Raw genomic sequence first — 17308 nt, forward strand, 5'->3', positions numbered from 1 at the left:
TGGAAGGGATCATTGTTCTACATTTCTTCGCAATATAGCTTATTATTCTTTTATTTTTAAAGACTTTTGACTTTTAAAGTTAATTTTGAGACTTCATTTCGCAGAGAAATAAGGACTCATCTGTTACTTCATATTCAGAAGATGTTGTTATTTTATGATTTTAGTGTTTTACTTTAGTTAACTTAGTACACTGACAATTTAATACTTTTATGAATCTACCAAATTCCAATGATATTCCTGTATCTAAACTTGCCTCAGCTTTTGGTAATACTTCTGCCACCTACAAATTTTATTGGTTTTTATCTATTATCGAGATGGTGGAGCAAGCCCAGCTAATACTTTCTAAAAGAGTTTTGTTTGCTCGTATGATTTGTAATGGATGGTATACAGTAAATTATTTTCATGTATCTTTTGGTAAACAAGATTTGATACAACAGGCGGTAAAGTCTATATTAAAACACGAGGGGCTGTCTATTGATATAAAGAAAGATCTTTTATTAGATGTCTTAATGACCTCTTCACTCAAAAGTACGCAGCAAACACTTCATCACTTTAATAAAAATGTGCCGCATTGGTTTTTATCTCCGTGGTTCACTAAAGAAAAGGGAGATAATGATACGAATTATAGGAAGTATATATATATATCTTCGCAGAAATTTGAAAATGAATGTATGTATGCGCTTTATGACAATCATATAGTTATTAATCCTAAATGGGTTGATTATTTAAAGACAAACGCAAAAATACTTAAGGATTTTATTTATTGGAACCTGACTCTTTTTTTGCAGGTACGCAACCCTAATATTCCAGATTTAGCCAATAAGCTTATTAAACCACCTCTTAGAGGTTCTCTATATAACCAGCGGAAAAACTATTGGGATATTGTATTTAAAGAGTTGGGGACAGTTAATTGTATCTTTACCGGTAAAACATTGACAATTGGTCAATATGCTTTGGATCATTTTGTTCCGCATGCTTTTGTGTCTCATGATTTGATTTGGAATTTGGTTCCTATTGATATTCATTTCAACTCCATAAAGAGTGATAAACTACCTATAATGGAAAATCACTTTGAAAACTTTTTCGAAATACAAAAAACAGCTTTTGAGATTATGACCGATCATGCTCCGAAAAACAAATTGCTTGAAGAGTATCTTGGAATATTTCCAGATTTAGTCAATATAAATGGTTTTGACTATATAAGATATAAAGAAAGTATTCAACCGCTGATTACGATAGCCCATAATAATGGATTTGGATATCTAAAATGAGTTTTATTCTTAAAAAATTAGTAGAAAGTTTGATTTGATTTTCAAGTATGCTGACGCATATGAAAAGTTAAAAATACTTCATTATCTCAGAATTACAAATAAACTCTTGAAGCTGCACTCGAAAAAAACGTATGACGGAACTTCAGACTCCGCAACATAAATCTGAAACTGCCAAAAATTCCGGAAGTTTCAAACACGATAAACAGATTACAAAATTTAGACCCTATAAAAGGTAGTGTTTTGCAAACAGTTGACATTTTAAAAAAAAATGCCTAACTTCGCTATGCCTTATCTGGCTTTTTGATTTTATAAAAACTAACAAACTGGATCAAAAAATTATAAAATCAAAAAGCCAGATGGAATCTTTTGATTTATGAAGGTATCCTCGAAAACTTACTGGTCGGTGTGCTAAAAAAGAGTGCGTTATGCAGTAAAAATAACTCTACGAATTGTCTCATAAACTTAGAACGACAAAACGATAAATATTACTTTTCTTCCTCTTTAAAATTAAATTAATATTATTTATATCTTAATGCATATAATAGGCAACAATCGACTAATTTTATATGCAAAAACATATATTTTTAGAGTTTTGTAAATTTTTATATCCAAAAGCATATAATTGAAAATTTTTGATTAGTTTTATATTCAAAAACATATAAAATGGATTTAATTGCAGAATTCGTTAAGAAAAGACGAAAACAAGCTGGTCTTACTCAGGAAGAGTTTGCTTTGAAAACTGGTGTAGCATTAACCGTTATTCGAAAGATAGAGCAGGGAAAAGAAAATTTAAGTTTATCAAAAGTAAACCAGGTCTTAAAAATGTTTGGGCATATTCTCGGACCAATAACAGAAAATAATTATGCGCCAGGCACTAATAAAGTATAATTCAATTCCAACTGGAATTTTAAGCGAATCTGCTGACGGAGAATATGAATTTACATATAATGAGGATTATATAGCAAACTTTCCAGGCCTTTTTATAACTTTTGATATGCCGGTCCGCGTACGCCCTTATAAAAGCAAAAGACTATTTCCTTTTTTTGATGGACTAATTCCCGAAGGCTGGCTTTTAAATATAGCGGCTGAAAGCTGGAAAATAAACAAAAATGATCGTATGGCGCTTCTGCTGGCGTGCTGTCAAAATGCTATTGGAGCAGTCAGCGTTCATCCCTTAAATGAAAATGAAAATGAATAAATGCCTATATTGTTACCTGGAACTTGATGAGGATCAAGTTGATTATCATTCAAAATGCAGCATAGCATTCTATGGTACCAGCCAGCCTCCTGTCCTGCCATACAGACTGGAGGATATGGAAAAATTGGCCAAAGAAGCAGTTGAACTTTCGATATCCGTTCCCGGAGTTCAACCTAAATTATCATTAGGATGGATTAAAACATTTCTGGAAAACGGACATGATGGACGTTTGACCATACTAGATGCATTAGACGGAAATTATATCTTAAAACCTCAAAATCTCCAATACAAACAGATGCCTGAAAATGAGCATCTTTCAATGAAACTTGCAGAACTGTATAAAATAGATACAGTTCCTTCGAATATGATTCGGCTTATATCAGGCGAGTTATGTTATATTACAAAACGGATTGATCGGAAAAATGACGGTTCAAAAATTCATATGATTGATTTTTTGCAAATTTTGGAATTAGGTGATAAATACAAGGGATCAATGGAAATTCTCGGACAAACTATCGGTGAATTATCTGTAAATTCACTGCTCGATAAAGTTCGATTTTTTGAACTGGCAATTTTTAATTTTATCATAGGAAACAATGATATGCATTTGAAAAATTTTTCAATGTGGCATTCAGAATTTGGCTGGATACTATCACCCGCGTATGACCTTTTGAATGTTAAAATAATATTGCCAAAAGATGACGAAGATACCGCCTTGATGTTTGGAGGCAAAAAGAAAAATTTCAACAAAGTGTATTTTGACAGGCTGGGCAGTTTTTTAAAATTAAATCCAAGGCAGGTCAATAATGTTTATCGAAGATTCAGCATTTGGCTTCCAAAAGCCATCGAACTTGTTAGCATTTCTTTTTTAGACGAAGATTTAAAATTGCAGTATAAGGATCTGATAAAAAAACGCACTAATTTATTTACTGAAATTTAAAAGTTGCACCCTGCTTTTTTGAAGCTTCTCAGCAATTTTCTCGTTTTTTTTTACATTTACAGAGGTTAGTTAACCCACTAATTTTAAGACAGCCCTGTTAGTACCCTTTCATTTTTGACATAACAGCCAGTGTTACTGGCGCTTTCGATACAGGTGGCGCCTCTTTTTCTAAGATAATCTGCTTAAGAAAAATGGTTTGTTTTTTCTGTTCATCTCGTTAAATGTTCATTATTATGAACAAGAATAGCGTTTATGTTCATAATAACAAACATTATTAGATGTTTTTATTTTTCAGAAGTTAATGCTATATGATCTTTAGGATTATTTATAGTAATTGTTTTCTTTTAGAATTATTATTTTTACTATCTCCTATATCTTGATTTTTCTTATCGTCAATTCCTTTTTCATATGCCGTTCAAATGGGCATAATGTGTAATTATTTTTAACGCTTTCAGTATTATAGAAATCTATTTTTTTGTTTATTATCAATTAATAGCAAAGATTATACTTTGTCCCGCTCAATTGTGTCCGCAATGTGGACACAATTGTAAAGGTTTGTAAATGTGAAGGTTTACACGGGTTATACTAAAGATTATTTGGAATATTTTAAGTCCATTACTGTTAATTTTTTATACTATAATCGGAAAAATTCCGATTATCTATGAAGTTTTTAGCAATAAATAACTAGTCGCATTCTAAAATAAAAAAAAAGGAATACACTAGATTATGAGCTGTCAATCACTTTCTTTATCATTGCTTATTAAAAGATGCTTCTAAACTGGTGCTTATCTTGCATTCCAGCTGGCGCAATGTCCGGTTGTTTTTTAATGCTTTTGACAATATAAAGCTCTTTTTTTTCTTGATTAAGAAGAGATATTAAAATGTTTATCTTCTGTCTAGTTTAATTGCGTCCGCAATGCGGACGCAATTGGAGATGTTAGTTAGTTATATTTTATTGATAAACAAATTATTTATATCGCATATTGCATATCGCAATATGCGATATAAGGGATGTCTGTGATTCGAATCTAGAGTTTGATCTCATGATTTTACTTAAGTTTTGTTTTTCGATGTGACTCACCGTAATTCGGTCATACTTGAAAAATAAATAATCAGATTTTTAAAGGTAACTACGAGCGAAAAGAGGTTTCGAAATAGAAGACTGTTTTTAATAAAATATCACTTAAACTTAGATTTAAGTTTTTCCATATCTTCCATTATATTAACATCTAAAACCTTTGCATAGTGCTGTGTCTGCTTGGTATTGGTATGGCCCATCATGGCTGATACGTTTTCCAGTCTTACTCCATTTCCTAAAGTAACTGTGGTTGCAAAAGTATGTCTGGCAACATACCAGGTAAGGTGTTTGTTTATGCCGCAGACATCAGCAATTTCCTTTAGATAGGCATTCATTTTCTGATTGGAAATTTTCGGGATAAGACCTTTCTGCTGATTTTTGTATTTAGAAATAATTTTCTCAACGGTAGGTAGTACCGGAACATTGGCTCTAATAGCAGTTTTTGCTCTGCTGGTCATAATCCACAAATTTCCATTTGAATCTTCAGATAAGTTTCTTTCGGACAGATCCATTGCATCGACCGGCGCATATCCTGTATAGCAGCTGAAAAGAAATATATCCTTGACCTTTTCAAGGCGGGGCGTTGAAAATATTTTATTCTCGATCGTATTCAGTTCCAGCTGGGTTAGGAAAACAGCATCCTTGACACTCAGCCTTCCGTCATAAACGTTGAAGGGATTTTTAATGATCAAATCCATTTTAATGGCATAATTGCAGGCAGTTTTATACATTTTCATATACTTTACCACTGAATTGTTTTTGATGCCTGTCTGGTCTTTGAAACTGCTTTCGTATTTAAGGAACTGTTCCAGTTTAAAGACAAATGAGCTTGATATCTCAGATGCGGGCAAGTCTTCCTTTTTATAGTTGCTATTGATGAAACTCAAAAGCAAGTCTTTTGCTCTTTTATACTTCTGCAAAGAAGCTGGTGCGCGCTCTCCTGAGTTGACTCTTTTGGTAAAAAATAAGGTGTAAGTGTCCATAATCTCAATTATGGTTGGGCCTTCAGGCTGGTCGATTTTGACTTTTCCTGTGAGTTCAGCTTTTAATAATTGAAGATTAACCTCAGGATCAATTCTGAAGAGTTCAGTAAATTTTTTGGCTGCATTAAGTTGGAAAAGATCAAGTAGATTTTTGATTACTATTTCCTTTTCAATTTTAAGCGGATTTCTAAGGTTATTTGTGCAGGCCCATCTTTCTTTTGAAATGGCTTGCCCGGTTGACATTGAAATTTGTTTGTCATTGTAGCTCAAACGGGCATAGATTGGAGATTCGCCGTTCTTGTTTACTCTGTCGGATTTCTGGTAAAAAATTACTTTTAACATGTTATCTAGTTTTAAAATTAATAATCAAATTGAATTAAAAATTTTAAGAGAGCCCATTGATAGCAGGGAATTCCCGGGGAATTCTTTTATTTTAGTTACCCATTTTTGAAAAAAAGATTCAAAAAAAGACTGGGTAACTAATAGGGTAACCATTCTTTGATAAAACATGTGCTTTTTGAAAAGTGTGTAAAAACGAAAAAGCCTTTAAACACTAGTGTTTAAAGGCTTTTGATTTTTAAAGTTTCTTTTGAAACTTCTACTGGCGGAGAAAGAGGGATTCGAACCCCCGGACCTGTTACAGTCAACAGTTTTCAAGACTGCCGCATTCGACCGCTCTGCCATTTCTCCAGTATGTTGCGATCATTTGATGATTGCGAGTGCAAATATAGTGCGCTTTTCCGATTATAAAAACTTTTTCGGTGATTTTTTTAAGATAATTTTTAAGTGTCTAATTACCAGTATTCCGAAAAAGAGATTTTGATAAAAATTATTCCAAATCGTCTAAAATCGGTGTTGGTTTTTTGTTTTCGTCTACCGCAACGAACGAAAAAGTTCCTGAAACTACCGTTTCGCGAAGTTCTGAATACATTTGTTCCATGAAAATATCAACGTGAATTTTACAGCTTGTTCTTCCAACGCTATCAACTTTTGCTACCAATTCGATTAAAGTACCGGCCGGAATTGCTTTTTTAAAGTCAATTTGACCTGTAGATATTGTTACTACTTTTTTACGGCTAAAACGGGTAGCACAAATAAAAGCAACTTCATCCATGAGATGTAATGCTGTACCTCCAAATAAAGTGTCATAATGATTTGTAGTGCTCGGAAAAACCGCTTTAAAAATACGTGTCTCAGATTTTACAATTCTTTCTTCTAAAGTCCCCATATTCATATATTAGTAGCTTACGTATTCTGTGATTTCAAGTCCATATCCAATCATTCCCACGCGTTTTGTTTGTTCAGTGTTTGAAACTAATCTTATTTTAGAAATATCAATGTCATGCAAAATCTGCGCTCCAATTCCGTAATCTTTGCTATCAATGATCACTTTTGGTGCTTTCATTATACCTTCTGCCTGAAGTGTTTTAAGCTCAGTAATTCTATTCAATAAGTTTACTGCTGTCATATCCTGGTTAATGAATAAAACGGCACCTCTGCCATCTTCATTGATAACTTTAAACATATCATCTAATTGTTGCTCGGCATTATTGGTCAAAGTTCCCAATAAGTCATTATTTACCTGAGAAGAATTGATTCTCGTTAAGATCGGTTCCCCAAGATTCCATGTTCCTTTTGTTAAAGCAATATGAATTTGTTTGTTTGTAGTTTGTTCGTAAGCTCTAAGTCTAAAAGTCCCAAAGCGAGTCTCGATATCAAAATCTTCTTTTTTTACAATTAGGCTGTCGTGCTGCATTCTGTAGGCAACCAAATCTTCGATTGAAACTAATTTTAAATTAAATTTCTTAGCGACTTTTACTAATTCAGGTAAACGGGACATGGTTCCGTCCTCATTTAGAATTTCGCAAATTACACCAGCCGATTTAAATCCGGCTAATCTTGCAAAATCAATTGCAGCTTCTGTGTGTCCGGTTCTTCTTAAAACACCACCTTGTTTAGCTACTAATGGAAAAATGTGTCCTGGTCGTGCTAATTCATGTGGTTTTACATTTGGATCTGTCAACGCTAAAACTGTCTTAGATCTGTCAGCAGCAGAAATTCCTGTTGTAACTCCATGTCCTTTTAAATCAACTGAAACTGTAAAGGCAGTTTCCATATGATCGGTATTATTGGTAACCATTGGTCTTAAATCCAATTCTTTGCAACGGCTTTCAGTTAATGGAGCGCAAATTAATCCGCGTCCGTGAGTAGCCATAAAATTGATCATTTCAGGAGTCACTTTTTCGGCTGCTGCCAAAAAATCACCTTCATTTTCTCGATCTTCATCATCGACTACAATGATTACTTTACCTTGACGAATATCTTCTATAGCTTCTTCAATGGTATTCAGTTGTATTTTTGTTGTTGACATAGTTATTTTTTGTTTTGAGCAGGGAAAAACCGCTCTGAAATTTTTTGGAATAATTGTAAAATTGGAGTTGTAATAGCATCAAAGTTGATTAATCCGTTGTCGTTTGTTGCGCGATACGTTAATAATACAGCTAATGGTAATAATACAAAAGAGGACATCCATGAACCCATAAATGGAGACATTGCAGCTTCTTGGGAGAGTCTTTTTCCAAAAGTATTGATAAAGTGGAAAGTAATAAAGATTAAAACGGCAAAAACAATTGGTAAACCAAGTCCGCCTTTTCGAATAATAGCACCTAATGGAGCTCCAATAAAAAACATTAAGAAACAAGCAAATGCAATTACGAATTTTTCGTATAAAGCAGTTAAATGTTTATTGATTTCCCGCTGCTTGTCTTTTAAATCTTTTTGAGTTGATTCAATCGAATAGATATTGCTGGTAACATTGCTGCCGGCCATTTTTAGAATATCGGCCTTTTGTTTATTTGTATATAAAGATAAAATATTATTAGGCAAAGCCTTTTTCTTTTTATCAGTTTTTACAGGAATTGGAGATTTTCTAATTCCAACACGCTGATTGATGTTTTCTGAAAATGAGATAATTTCATTCTCCATGTTTTTATTTAACGAATCTAAAGTATAGCGTAATTCGTTAACATTCAGCATTGCATTGGTGCTTCCTGTATTTTCTTTGTCTTCGTCGACCTTGTTTAATTCAGATAAATCAATGTTAATAATCTGCTTTTTAAAAGAGCTTTTTATAAAAGGAAGTTTAGTGCGGTCTTCATATTTTTTTGGGGTTACATCCTGATAGTAATAGCCATCATTTAAAACCAGTTTTAAAATACTTGACTTTTCGCTACTCATTAATTTACCATCTTTCGCTTTGATAACGGTTTTGTTTTCGCCAACGTTATTTGGTTTTTCGTGAATAGTAACTCCGGTCAGAATGTTTCCGTTCTCACCTGATTTTTTATTTACCTTGATGTTATAAAAGCCAACATCGTTAAACTGACCTTCGGCAATTGCCATTGCGGGCTTAGCCTGGGCGATGTTTTTTCTGAAATTTATAAATTTATATTCGGCGTAGGGAATCACATTGTTGGCGAACCAAAATGCCACGATGCTTAAGACAAATATAAAAGCAATCAAAACCCTCATGGCTCTCTGAAGAGATATTCCGGAAGATTTCATGGCTGCGAATTCATAATTCTCAGCTAAATTTCCAAAAGTCATAATAGAAGCCAGTAAAACCGATAAGGGTAAAACCAAAGGAATTATTCGGGGCATCGAGAATAGAAGGAATTTTACAATCAAAATCAAATCAAGATCTTTACCTGCAAGTTCAGAAATAAAGAGCCATACAGTTTGAAGTATGAATATAAAAAAAAGGATTACAAATACCGTAGTAAATGTAATCAGAAATGTTTTTAGTAAATATTTGTCTAAAATTTTCAACCTTGTAATTAGTCTAATTTATTGATGTAGTATTTTGGATATTTGCTCGCTACAAATGTAAATTGATTTTTTGATAAAGGCTGATTGGTTTTAAAAGAATTAACGGTTAAAGTGGTTTTTGTTCCATTTTTACCAGTTTCGATTAAGTTGTAAATGTGTTTTGTCTGAACATCAATACCTAAGAGAATCTCTTTTCTTTGATCTTTTGCGTTTGTAGGTGCTAATTTAATGTATTGAATTTTTCTTCCTTTTACATTTTGTACAATATCCATATTGTATTTGTATCCGGAATTAAAAAAAGTAAGCATTTTTGACGGTGTTATAGCGGCATCATCTTTTTCGTTTACTTTAGAAACCGTAACTTCTTCGTCTTCGGGAACTATAGTGTATGTTTTTTGACCATCAAATATTTTAGTAACCCCCATGAAATTAAGAACATATTGATTGCCTTTCATCGTTACGTTTCCTTTACTGTCTTGATTGATGTTTTCTTTGGCATTATTCAAAGAATATTTAAAATCAATAACAATATTGTCGTAACTTTTTATTTTGGCAGTCACTTCGTTCAATAAATCTTTGGCTTTTTTATCCTGAGCCTGAGTAGAAGTGAAGCTCAATAGCAATATAACAGCCATTTGAAAGCACTTTTTAGTCAACTTAGTAATAGAATTGTTTGGGATTTCCTGAATTTTTGTTCTCATGATAGGATTAATTTTGTTCATTATTAAAAAATTGATCAAGAGCACTTAAGTCAGATATGTTCACACTTCTTGCTTTACTGCCTTCAAACGGACCAACAATTCCAGCTGCTTCCAGCTGATCGATCAAACGACCGGCTCTGTTGTATCCTAATTTTAATTTTCTTTGCAATAATGAAGCAGAACCTTGTTGTGCATTGACAATAATCTCAGCAGCTTCTCTAAATAAGGTATCTCTGTCGGAAATATCCACATCAAGATTAATGCCAGTTTCTTCTCCAACAAACTCGGGAAGCAAATAAGCTGTGGCATATGCTTTTTGCGAACCAATAAAATCCGTGATTTTTTCTACCTCAGGAGTGTCAATGAACGCGCATTGTACACGAACGACATCATTTCCGTTGGTATATAATAAATCTCCACGACCAATTAACTGATCAGCTCCTTGTGTATCCAGAATAGTTCTGGAGTCAATTTTTGATGTTACCCTAAAAGCAATTCTGGCAGGGAAATTCGCTTTAATCAAACCTGTAATAACGTTTACAGATGGTCTTTGTGTTGCGATAATTAAGTGAATACCAATAGCACGCGCCAATTGAGCCAAACGCGCAATCGGGATTTCGACTTCTTTACCGGCTGTCATTATCAAATCGGCGAACTCATCGACAACCAATATAATATACGGTAAGAATCTGTGTCCGGCTTCAGGGTTTAATTTTCTGGCTTTAAATTTATCGTTATATTCTTTGATATTACGAACCATTGCATCTTTCAATAATGAATAACGATTATCCATTTCAACGCAAAGTGAGTTTAAGGTATTTACCACTTTCGCATTGTCTGTAATAATTGCATCATCAGTATCCGGAAGTTTGGCTAAATAATGTCTTTCAATTTTATTGAATAATGTTAACTCTACTTTTTTCGGATCTACCAGGACAAATTTTACTTCGGCTGGATGTTTTTTGTATAAAAGTGAAGTTAGAACGGCATTTAATCCAACAGATTTTCCTTGTCCTGTAGCTCCTGCCATCAATAAGTGAGGCATTTTTGCTAAATCGACAACAAAAGTTTCGTTTGAAATTGTTTTTCCCAAAGCAATTGGTAATTCCATTTCAGCTTCCTGGAACTTCGCAGAACCGATAACGCTTTTCATAGAAACCATTGTTGGGTTCTTGTTTGGAACCTCGATACCAATCGTTCCTTTTCCTGGGATAGGAGCAATAATACGAATTCCTAGTGCCGAAAGTGATAAAGCGATATCATCTTCCAAACTTTTAATCTTAGAAATTCTGATTCCGGCTTCCGGTACAATTTCGTATAAAGTTACCGATGGTCCAACGGTTGCTTTAATCTGTGCAATTTCAATTTTATAGTTACGAAGTGTATCTACAATTTTGTTTTTATTTTCTTCTAATTCTTCCTGATTAATTGTAATTCCTCCAGTCGAATATTCTTTTAATAAATCGATGGTTGGGAATTTATAATTCGATAAATCCAATGTTGGATCAAATAATCCAAAATCAGCAACCAGACGTGAAGCCAGGTTTTCTTCGATAATATCTTCTTCTTCGGCTTTTTCGATAACAAATTCTTCTACGTGTACAGGAGGAGTTACTGTTGCCGGTTTTATTTCCATTTGAACAGGTTTTACAACCGGATTCAAATCTATTTCTGATGAATGAGAAATAGTAGGCTTTAGGGCTTCTTTGTTGATTTCGAATTGTGTAACATCAGATTTTAAGTGAATATTATCTAATTCGGGATCTTCTTCAATAACAAATTCTTCAAGATTATAAGCACTTTCTGCCTGTTGCGGTTTTAGAGAACCCAATTCTGATTTGAACTCTTTTTTAGTAGAATCAAAATAGGACTGAATTTTCTCGGGAGATAATTTAATTTTAAAGATCAGATAAATAATTAATCCAAAAAGCAATGTCAGTAAAGTACCTGTTTTTCCGATGTAATCCTGCAGAAATAGATTTAACTCATATCCAATTGTTCCGCCAAGTTCAGGTGCTGAAGTTGCGAAAAAGCCAAATAAAATTGAAACTATAATAATGGCAAATATATCCCAGAACCAGATGTTTTTTAGTTTTTTCAGAGATAGCTCTAAAGCTAGAAACATTCCCGTTAAGAAAAAGAGTCGAACCAGTAAAAATGAAGCGATACCGAAACCTCTGTATACGAGTAAATCGGCAAGATAAGCGCCAAATTTTCCTAGCCAGTTTTGTACCACTTCAGAGCGATCGCCAAGTTGGCTTACCGCGCTTTGGTCAGTCTGCCATTGTCCGTTGACATAAAAAGAAATAAATGCGACTAATAATGAGATAGAAAATAGTACCAAAAGACAGCCCAAAACAAAACGTTGCTGTTTGTTGGGTCTCCAAGATTTTAGCGTCTCAGTTTTTAATCCGTTTTTTTTGTCTAAAGTTTCTTTTTTTGTTGTTTTTGCCATTCTTGCGTTGCCTGTTGCCTATATGAATTTTGGGATATAAATGATCAAGCCTATTGCTATTGCTGTCATTGCGGCAAAAAATACCGCTCCTGCAGCAATATCTTTAATAAAACCGATTCTTTCATGATAATTAGGGTGAATGAAATCGGCAATTTTTTCTACTGCCGTATTCAGTCCTTCAACACTTAAAACTAAACCTATGGCTAATGTTTGACATAGCCATTCGGTTTGTGAAATATGAAAATAAAACCCGGCAATGGTCATTAAAATCCCCAATGAGAATTGAACCATAATGCTGTGTTCCGTTCGAATAAGTTTTACAGCCCCGTTAAAAGCATAAGACATGCTTTTTAATCGGCCAGTAAAAAAAGTATTATCTTTTTGAAATTCCATTTAAAGGATATTATAGTGCCGCTAAAGCAGCTTCGTAATTTGGTTCATTTGCAATTTCAGCAACTTGTTCCGTGTGAGTGATTTTTCCGTTTTCATCAACAACAATAATCGCTCTTGAATGTAAACCAGTCAAAGGTCCGTCAATGATTTCTAAGCCATTAGCTTTTCCAAAAGTTCCGGCTTGAAAATCAGATAAGTTAACTACATTTTCTAATCCTTCAGCTCCACAAAAACGTTTTTGAGCAAATGGTAAATCTCTTGAAATACATAAAACAGTTGTGTTCTCTAAATTGCTTGCACTTTCGTTGAATTTTCTAACAGAAGTTGCGCAAGTTCCTGTGTCAATACTTGGAAAAATATTTAAAACTAATTTTTTTCCTGCGAAGTTACTTAATGAAGCAACTGATAAATCGTTTTGTACTAATTTGAAATCAGCAAGTTGTGATCCAACTGTTGGTAATTCGCCTGAAGTATGAATAGGATTTCCTCCCAATGTTATTGAAGCCATGATTTTTAATTTTTTATGAGGTTCAAAAGTAAGGATTAATATTTGAATCTAAAAGTATTTGTTGTGGGTTTAAGTATAGATTAAGATGTGAATTTGTCTTTGCGAAGAACTGAGCAATCTCATATAGGATTGCGCATATTTTGCCCGCGGATAACGCAGATTAAACGGATTATTACGGATTTTATTGTTGTTTTATGTTATCCCGGGGAATGTGGGATCTCCGGAAGCGATTATTTGATTTAGGTGTCTTTGCGAGGAACGAAGCAATCTCACTAACGATGAGACATAAAATTGATTTTGTAAATGTAGCTGCTTCGTTCCTCGCAATGACTTTGCTTGCGGTTATGATTGCGAAAGATAGATTTTAATCCGTTGAAAAGAACAAAAGATTTGGTGTTATCATGGAAATCGCAATGACAAGATTGCGCTGAAAACTGAGACTGAGAATGAAAACCATTTTCTTGCTCTCGCTCAAATGATTTTTAGAATTTAGATTTTAAGATTTATGCAGTTTGTCAGGCTGAGCGGAGTCGAAGCTCACGTTCCAATTGGCGCGCCCTTCGACTCCGCTCAGGGTGACAAAAGATAATAATGCATGTCTCAGGATGAGGAAGTTGAGATAAATTGAAAGCTACAACTGAAAGTTTGAAACAAAAAAAACGCTTTCTTGGAATGAAAGCGTTTCTTAGGTCATGTTTTTTTAATTTGTAGTGCTCGATTATTTATCGATAGAGCCTAAAACACGTTTCATGAACGCATTTAAAGCTTCTTTTTTATCTGTGCCCTGAACTACCATTTTGTGTACTTCAAGTGCACCATACATATTGGATATTAATTCGCCAATTACATCTAATTCTTCATCTTTTAGAGAAGGAATTTCAGTCATTGCTTCAAGAACTTCTATCGTTTCAATGATATAATCCTGATCGTTTTCTTCGATGAATTGGGTTAATTGCTTTATTACGGGTAACTTCATAATTAGATTTCTTAGATTTTTAGACATTCTTAGACTTCTTAGATTTTTTTTGAAACTTTAGACAACATCTAAGAAGTCTAAAAATCTAAGCAAGTCTAACCAATTTCATTAAGCAATAGCGTTTACCAAGTCGATTAAAACTTCTTGTTTGTTAGTTTGAGTTTCTCCAACTAATTTTCCGTTTACGAAAGTAGCGAAAGTAGGCAAGTTGCTTACATTGGCTAATTTTCTTGATTCCGGAGAATTTTCAGCATCAACCAAAACAAAAGTGATAGCTTCATTTTCTGTGGCTAATTTTTTGAATTTTGGTTTCATAATACGGCAATTTCCACACCATGAAGCTGAATATTGTACTACTACTTTTTCGTTTTTAGCAACTAAATCTGCTAACGTATCTTCGTTTAAGTCGATTAACATAGTTTTGTTTTTTAAGGTTCTGAGGTGCTGAGTATCTAAGTTGCTAAGTTTTTTTTAGCATATCTTCTCAGTTCTCTTTTGATATTTTTAGGCAGTGAGATTTTAAGTTACTAAGGCTATAAGCTAAAAAAACTTAGAACCTTAGCAACTTAGTATCTTGTCAACTTATAAAAATTTAGTTTGCGCTTAAGTACTCAGCAGTACTGATTCTGTCAGCAGACATTGCTTCTTTACCAGCTTCCCAGTTTGCAGGACAAACTTCTCCTTTTTCCTGGATGTGAGTATAAGCATCAACCATACGTAAGTATTCGTTTACGTTACGGCCTAATGGCATATCGTTTACACTTTCGTGGAAGATTTTTCCTGTTTCGTCAATAAGGTAAGTAGCTCTGTAAGTTACGTTTGAACCTTCGATGATAACTGAATCAGTTTCTTCGCTGTATTCTGTAGATTCGATATCAAGGATACCTAAAATGTTAGCTAAATTACGGTTTGTATCAGCTAAGATTGGGTACGTTACACCTTCGATTCCACCATTGTTTTTTGGAGTGTTTAACCAAGCAAAGTGTACTTCGTTTGTGTCGCATGAAGCTCCAATAACGATTGTATTTCTTTTTTCAAATTCTGGTAATGCAGCTTGAAAGGCGTGTAATTCAGTTGGGCATACAAAAGTAAAATCTTTTGGGTACCAGAACAATAATACTTTTTTGTTGTTGTTTACTGCTTCTTCAAGAATGTTGATTTTTAAATTATCACCCATTTCTGAAATAGCATCTACTGCAATACTTGGGAATTTTTTTCCTACTAAAGACATATTTTTCGTTTTACGTTAAAAATTTATTTCTGGTGCAAAAGTAGCGCATAACTAAGTGTTCTTGCAATAAGAAGTGATTATAAATATTTATATATTGATAGTATTTGACTATTGTGTAGGTTTTGTTTTTATAACTTAGTGTAAGTCAATATTTACAGGGAGTTTTCCGTTGCAAACTGAATTTTCAAGAAATTGAATTCCCGCATTTTTTTGAAACTCCTCAAAATCCTGATAGACCTGAATTAATCCTGAAGCCTTTTTAATATTAGGAATAATAGGCAATGCATATGGATTTCCGAATACGTAAATAATACATTTTTTAGTTTGCAGCAAGTTCGAAAGCAATCCTAAAACTTCATCATTGATTTCGAAATTATTCATTGGTTTTGCTTTTGGAACAAATAATGAAATGATAATTGTTTGGAAATTTTCTAAATCATTTGCAATAGATTTTATATCAGAAGCTTCTAAACTTTCAAAAGCAAATTCAGGAGAATCTAATTTTGAATTTAAAGTCTGGAAAAAAGTATTCTCTGTGTTCTTATATAAACTTAGTTTGGCTAACTGATTGTTTTTATGTGCTTCAAAAGCTAATTGAGTATTCGAATTATCAATAATTTTTGTGATTGAATTTTGAGCAATTTCAAAATTTAGTGCTGATGCTTTTTCGAAGTCCAATTCTCCGGAAGTAAAAGTGTCAGTAAATAAAATCCCCACTTTTTCTTTAGCGTTTATGATTCTGTTGAAGCTTTCTTCGATACGTTCCGGCGAAGCATTTTTAAGGATTGCCTGAATTCCTTCGGGAACATTTTCGGCAAAACATAAAATATCGTTTCCGGCGTTGAAGGCTTCCCATTCCAATTCTCCTTTTGTATCGTATAGTTTAGAAACGCTGTGCATGTTTAACGCATCAGAAATTACCAAACCATCATAACCTAATTGCTCGCGTAAAAGTGTTTCGATAATAGGTTTTGATAAAGTAGCCGACGTATTTTTTCCGTCATTTAAACTTGGAACGGCAAGATGTCCGATCATAATTGAATCGACATTATTTTCGATTCCTTTAATAAAAGGGTATAACTCGTTTTGCATTAATTCTTCCAGAGTTTCATTTAAAACCGGTAATCCCAAATGCGAATCGACATTGGTGTTTCCGTGTCCGGGAAAGTGTTTCAGACAGCCTAAAACGCCAACTTCTGACATTCCTTTGAGATATTCTACAGAAAAATCAGCTACTTTCTTTTTGTCTTCTCCAAAAGAACGATAGCCAATAACCGGATTATTGGGGTTGTTGTTGATGTCTGCAAGGGGAGATAAATTATAATGAATTCCAGCTGCTTTTAGGTCTAGTCCAATTTGTTTTCCAACCTCGTAAACCAAGTTCGCTTTACTTTCAGGCAAAGCGCCAAGTGTAATGGCGTAAGGATATTGCGGTGTTTTTTCGATACGCATTGCTAAACCCCATTCGGCGTCAATACTGATTAAGAGTGGAGTAGGAGCGGCTTTTTGGTAACGAACAATAAGGTCTTTGATTTTTTGATAACTGTCGTCATTAAAAACAATTTTCTTTTTGCTTTCGAAATTGGTTGCTGCGCTGGCACGACTATGAAAAAAAGTCAATCCGCCAATATTATGTTCTTTTATTAAACGTTCTGTTTCCTGAATGTTTTCTTCGGTGTCGTTTATAAATACTGCGGGAAAAAAGAATTGTCCCACTTTTTGTATTAAGGTTTGATTTTTCATTTT

The 17308-nt window shown here is 33.7% G+C and carries 16 protein-coding genes and 1 tRNA gene; 4 read left to right on the top strand and 13 right to left on the bottom strand.

Annotated features, from left to right (window positions below):
- The first annotated feature begins 209 nt into the window (after window positions 1-209).
- The 4 genes from ACQKCJ_RS08935 (at window position 210) to ACQKCJ_RS08950 (ending at window position 3409) form a co-directional block, all read left to right on the top strand.
- Window positions 210-1271 (top strand): HNH endonuclease domain-containing protein, encoded by a 1062-nt coding sequence (locus tag ACQKCJ_RS08935; protein ID WP_427401868.1) that lies wholly within the window; start codon window positions 210-212, stop codon window positions 1269-1271.
- A 663-nt stretch (window positions 1272-1934) separates the two neighbouring features.
- Window positions 1935-2159 (top strand): helix-turn-helix domain-containing protein, encoded by a 225-nt coding sequence (locus tag ACQKCJ_RS08940; RefSeq protein WP_095384033.1) that lies wholly within the window; start codon window positions 1935-1937, stop codon window positions 2157-2159.
- Window positions 2134-2469 carry a HipA N-terminal domain-containing protein gene (locus ACQKCJ_RS08945; RefSeq protein WP_095384031.1) on the top strand — a complete coding sequence of 112 codons (336 nt, stop codon included), beginning with the start codon at window positions 2134-2136 and terminating at the stop codon, window positions 2467-2469. The genes ACQKCJ_RS08940 and ACQKCJ_RS08945 overlap by 26 nt, the downstream gene beginning before the upstream one ends.
- A complete protein-coding gene (locus ACQKCJ_RS08950) occupies window positions 2456-3409 on the top strand; it encodes a HipA domain-containing protein (protein WP_427401869.1) in 954 nt (317 codons plus the stop codon). The genes ACQKCJ_RS08945 and ACQKCJ_RS08950 overlap by 14 nt, the downstream gene beginning before the upstream one ends.
- A 1179-nt stretch (window positions 3410-4588) precedes the next feature.
- Here ACQKCJ_RS08950 and ACQKCJ_RS08955 read toward each other — a convergent pair.
- The 13 genes from ACQKCJ_RS08955 to ACQKCJ_RS09015 all read right to left on the bottom strand — a co-directional run bounded on the left by ACQKCJ_RS08955 (window position 4589) and on the right by ACQKCJ_RS09015 (window position 17305).
- On the bottom strand, window positions 4589-5812 hold the full coding sequence (locus tag ACQKCJ_RS08955) for a site-specific integrase (protein ID WP_427401870.1): 1224 nt from the start codon (window positions 5810-5812) through the stop codon (window positions 4589-4591).
- 260 nt (window positions 5813-6072) lie between these two features.
- A tRNA-Ser gene (locus tag ACQKCJ_RS08960) sits at window positions 6073-6160 on the bottom strand.
- A 139-nt stretch (window positions 6161-6299) separates the two neighbouring features.
- A complete protein-coding gene (locus ACQKCJ_RS08965; protein ID WP_271335530.1) occupies window positions 6300-6698 on the bottom strand; it encodes an acyl-CoA thioesterase in 399 nt (132 codons plus the stop codon).
- Window positions 6699-6707: 9 nt separating this feature from the next.
- Window positions 6708-7841, bottom strand: a complete 1134-nt coding sequence (gene ribB / locus ACQKCJ_RS08970) for a 3,4-dihydroxy-2-butanone-4-phosphate synthase (RefSeq protein WP_427401871.1) — start codon at window positions 7839-7841, stop codon at window positions 6708-6710.
- A 2-nt stretch (window positions 7842-7843) separates the two neighbouring features.
- Entirely contained in the window at window positions 7844-9298 is a 1455-nt protein-coding gene (locus ACQKCJ_RS08975) for an LptF/LptG family permease (RefSeq protein WP_427401872.1), read from the bottom strand.
- Window positions 9299-9306: 8 nt separating this feature from the next.
- On the bottom strand, window positions 9307-9999 hold the full coding sequence (locus ACQKCJ_RS08980; protein ID WP_271335527.1) for a LolA family protein: 693 nt from the start codon (window positions 9997-9999) through the stop codon (window positions 9307-9309).
- Window positions 10000-10006: 7 nt separating this feature from the next.
- Entirely contained in the window at window positions 10007-12454 is a 2448-nt protein-coding gene (locus ACQKCJ_RS08985; RefSeq protein WP_271335526.1) for a DNA translocase FtsK, read from the bottom strand.
- Window positions 12455-12472: 18 nt separating this feature from the next.
- On the bottom strand, window positions 12473-12847 hold the full coding sequence (locus ACQKCJ_RS08990; protein WP_427401873.1) for a diacylglycerol kinase: 375 nt from the start codon (window positions 12845-12847) through the stop codon (window positions 12473-12475).
- A 10-nt stretch (window positions 12848-12857) separates the two neighbouring features.
- Window positions 12858-13355, bottom strand: coding sequence for a thiol peroxidase (tpx, locus tag ACQKCJ_RS08995; RefSeq protein ID WP_427401874.1), 498 nt, complete (start codon window positions 13353-13355; stop codon window positions 12858-12860).
- A 718-nt stretch (window positions 13356-14073) separates the two neighbouring features.
- On the bottom strand, window positions 14074-14331 hold the full coding sequence (locus ACQKCJ_RS09000; protein WP_017495510.1) for a DUF6952 family protein: 258 nt from the start codon (window positions 14329-14331) through the stop codon (window positions 14074-14076).
- 108 nt (window positions 14332-14439) lie between these two features.
- Window positions 14440-14748, bottom strand: a complete 309-nt coding sequence (locus ACQKCJ_RS09005; RefSeq protein WP_041519142.1) for a thioredoxin family protein — start codon at window positions 14746-14748, stop codon at window positions 14440-14442.
- Window positions 14749-14923: 175 nt separating this feature from the next.
- On the bottom strand, window positions 14924-15562 hold the full coding sequence (locus tag ACQKCJ_RS09010; protein WP_271335518.1) for a peroxiredoxin: 639 nt from the start codon (window positions 15560-15562) through the stop codon (window positions 14924-14926).
- A 135-nt stretch (window positions 15563-15697) separates the two neighbouring features.
- Window positions 15698-17305 (bottom strand): glycoside hydrolase family 3 protein, encoded by a 1608-nt coding sequence (locus tag ACQKCJ_RS09015; RefSeq protein WP_276598210.1) that lies wholly within the window; start codon window positions 17303-17305, stop codon window positions 15698-15700.
- Window positions 17306-17308 lie beyond the last annotated feature (3 nt).

Source organism: Flavobacterium sp. NPDC079362 (genome assembly GCF_050267765.1).
GTDB classification, from domain to species: Bacteria; Bacteroidota; Bacteroidia; order Flavobacteriales; family Flavobacteriaceae; genus Flavobacterium; species Flavobacterium azizsancarii.

Excerpts from the sequence above, each read along its gene's own strand:
- ACQKCJ_RS08935 (WP_427401868.1), top strand. The coding sequence starts at position 210 with ATGAATCTACCAAATTCCAATGATATTCCTGTATCTAAACTTGCCTCA.
- ACQKCJ_RS08940 (WP_095384033.1), top strand. The coding sequence starts at position 1,935 with ATGGATTTAATTGCAGAATTCGTTAAGAAAAGACGAAAACAAGCTGGT.
- ACQKCJ_RS08945 (WP_095384031.1), top strand. The coding sequence starts at position 2,134 with ATGCGCCAGGCACTAATAAAGTATAATTCAATTCCAACTGGAATTTTA.
- ACQKCJ_RS08950 (WP_427401869.1), top strand. The coding sequence starts at position 2,456 with ATGAAAATGAATAAATGCCTATATTGTTACCTGGAACTTGATGAGGAT.
- ACQKCJ_RS08955 (WP_427401870.1), bottom strand. The coding sequence starts at position 5,812 with ATGTTAAAAGTAATTTTTTACCAGAAATCCGACAGAGTAAACAAGAAC.
- ACQKCJ_RS08965 (WP_271335530.1), bottom strand. The coding sequence starts at position 6,698 with ATGGGGACTTTAGAAGAAAGAATTGTAAAATCTGAGACACGTATTTTT.
- ribB (WP_427401871.1), bottom strand. The coding sequence starts at position 7,841 with ATGTCAACAACAAAAATACAACTGAATACCATTGAAGAAGCTATAGAA.
- ACQKCJ_RS08980 (WP_271335527.1), bottom strand. The coding sequence starts at position 9,999 with ATGAGAACAAAAATTCAGGAAATCCCAAACAATTCTATTACTAAGTTG.
- ACQKCJ_RS08985 (WP_271335526.1), bottom strand. The coding sequence starts at position 12,454 with ATGGCAAAAACAACAAAAAAAGAAACTTTAGACAAAAAAAACGGATTA.
- ACQKCJ_RS08990 (WP_427401873.1), bottom strand. The coding sequence starts at position 12,847 with ATGGAATTTCAAAAAGATAATACTTTTTTTACTGGCCGATTAAAAAGC.
- tpx (WP_427401874.1), bottom strand. The coding sequence starts at position 13,355 with ATGGCTTCAATAACATTGGGAGGAAATCCTATTCATACTTCAGGCGAA.
- ACQKCJ_RS09000 (WP_017495510.1), bottom strand. The coding sequence starts at position 14,331 with ATGAAGTTACCCGTAATAAAGCAATTAACCCAATTCATCGAAGAAAAC.
- ACQKCJ_RS09005 (WP_041519142.1), bottom strand. The coding sequence starts at position 14,748 with ATGTTAATCGACTTAAACGAAGATACGTTAGCAGATTTAGTTGCTAAA.
- ACQKCJ_RS09010 (WP_271335518.1), bottom strand. The coding sequence starts at position 15,562 with ATGTCTTTAGTAGGAAAAAAATTCCCAAGTATTGCAGTAGATGCTATT.
- ACQKCJ_RS09015 (WP_276598210.1), bottom strand. The coding sequence starts at position 17,305 with ATGAAAAATCAAACCTTAATACAAAAAGTGGGACAATTCTTTTTTCCC.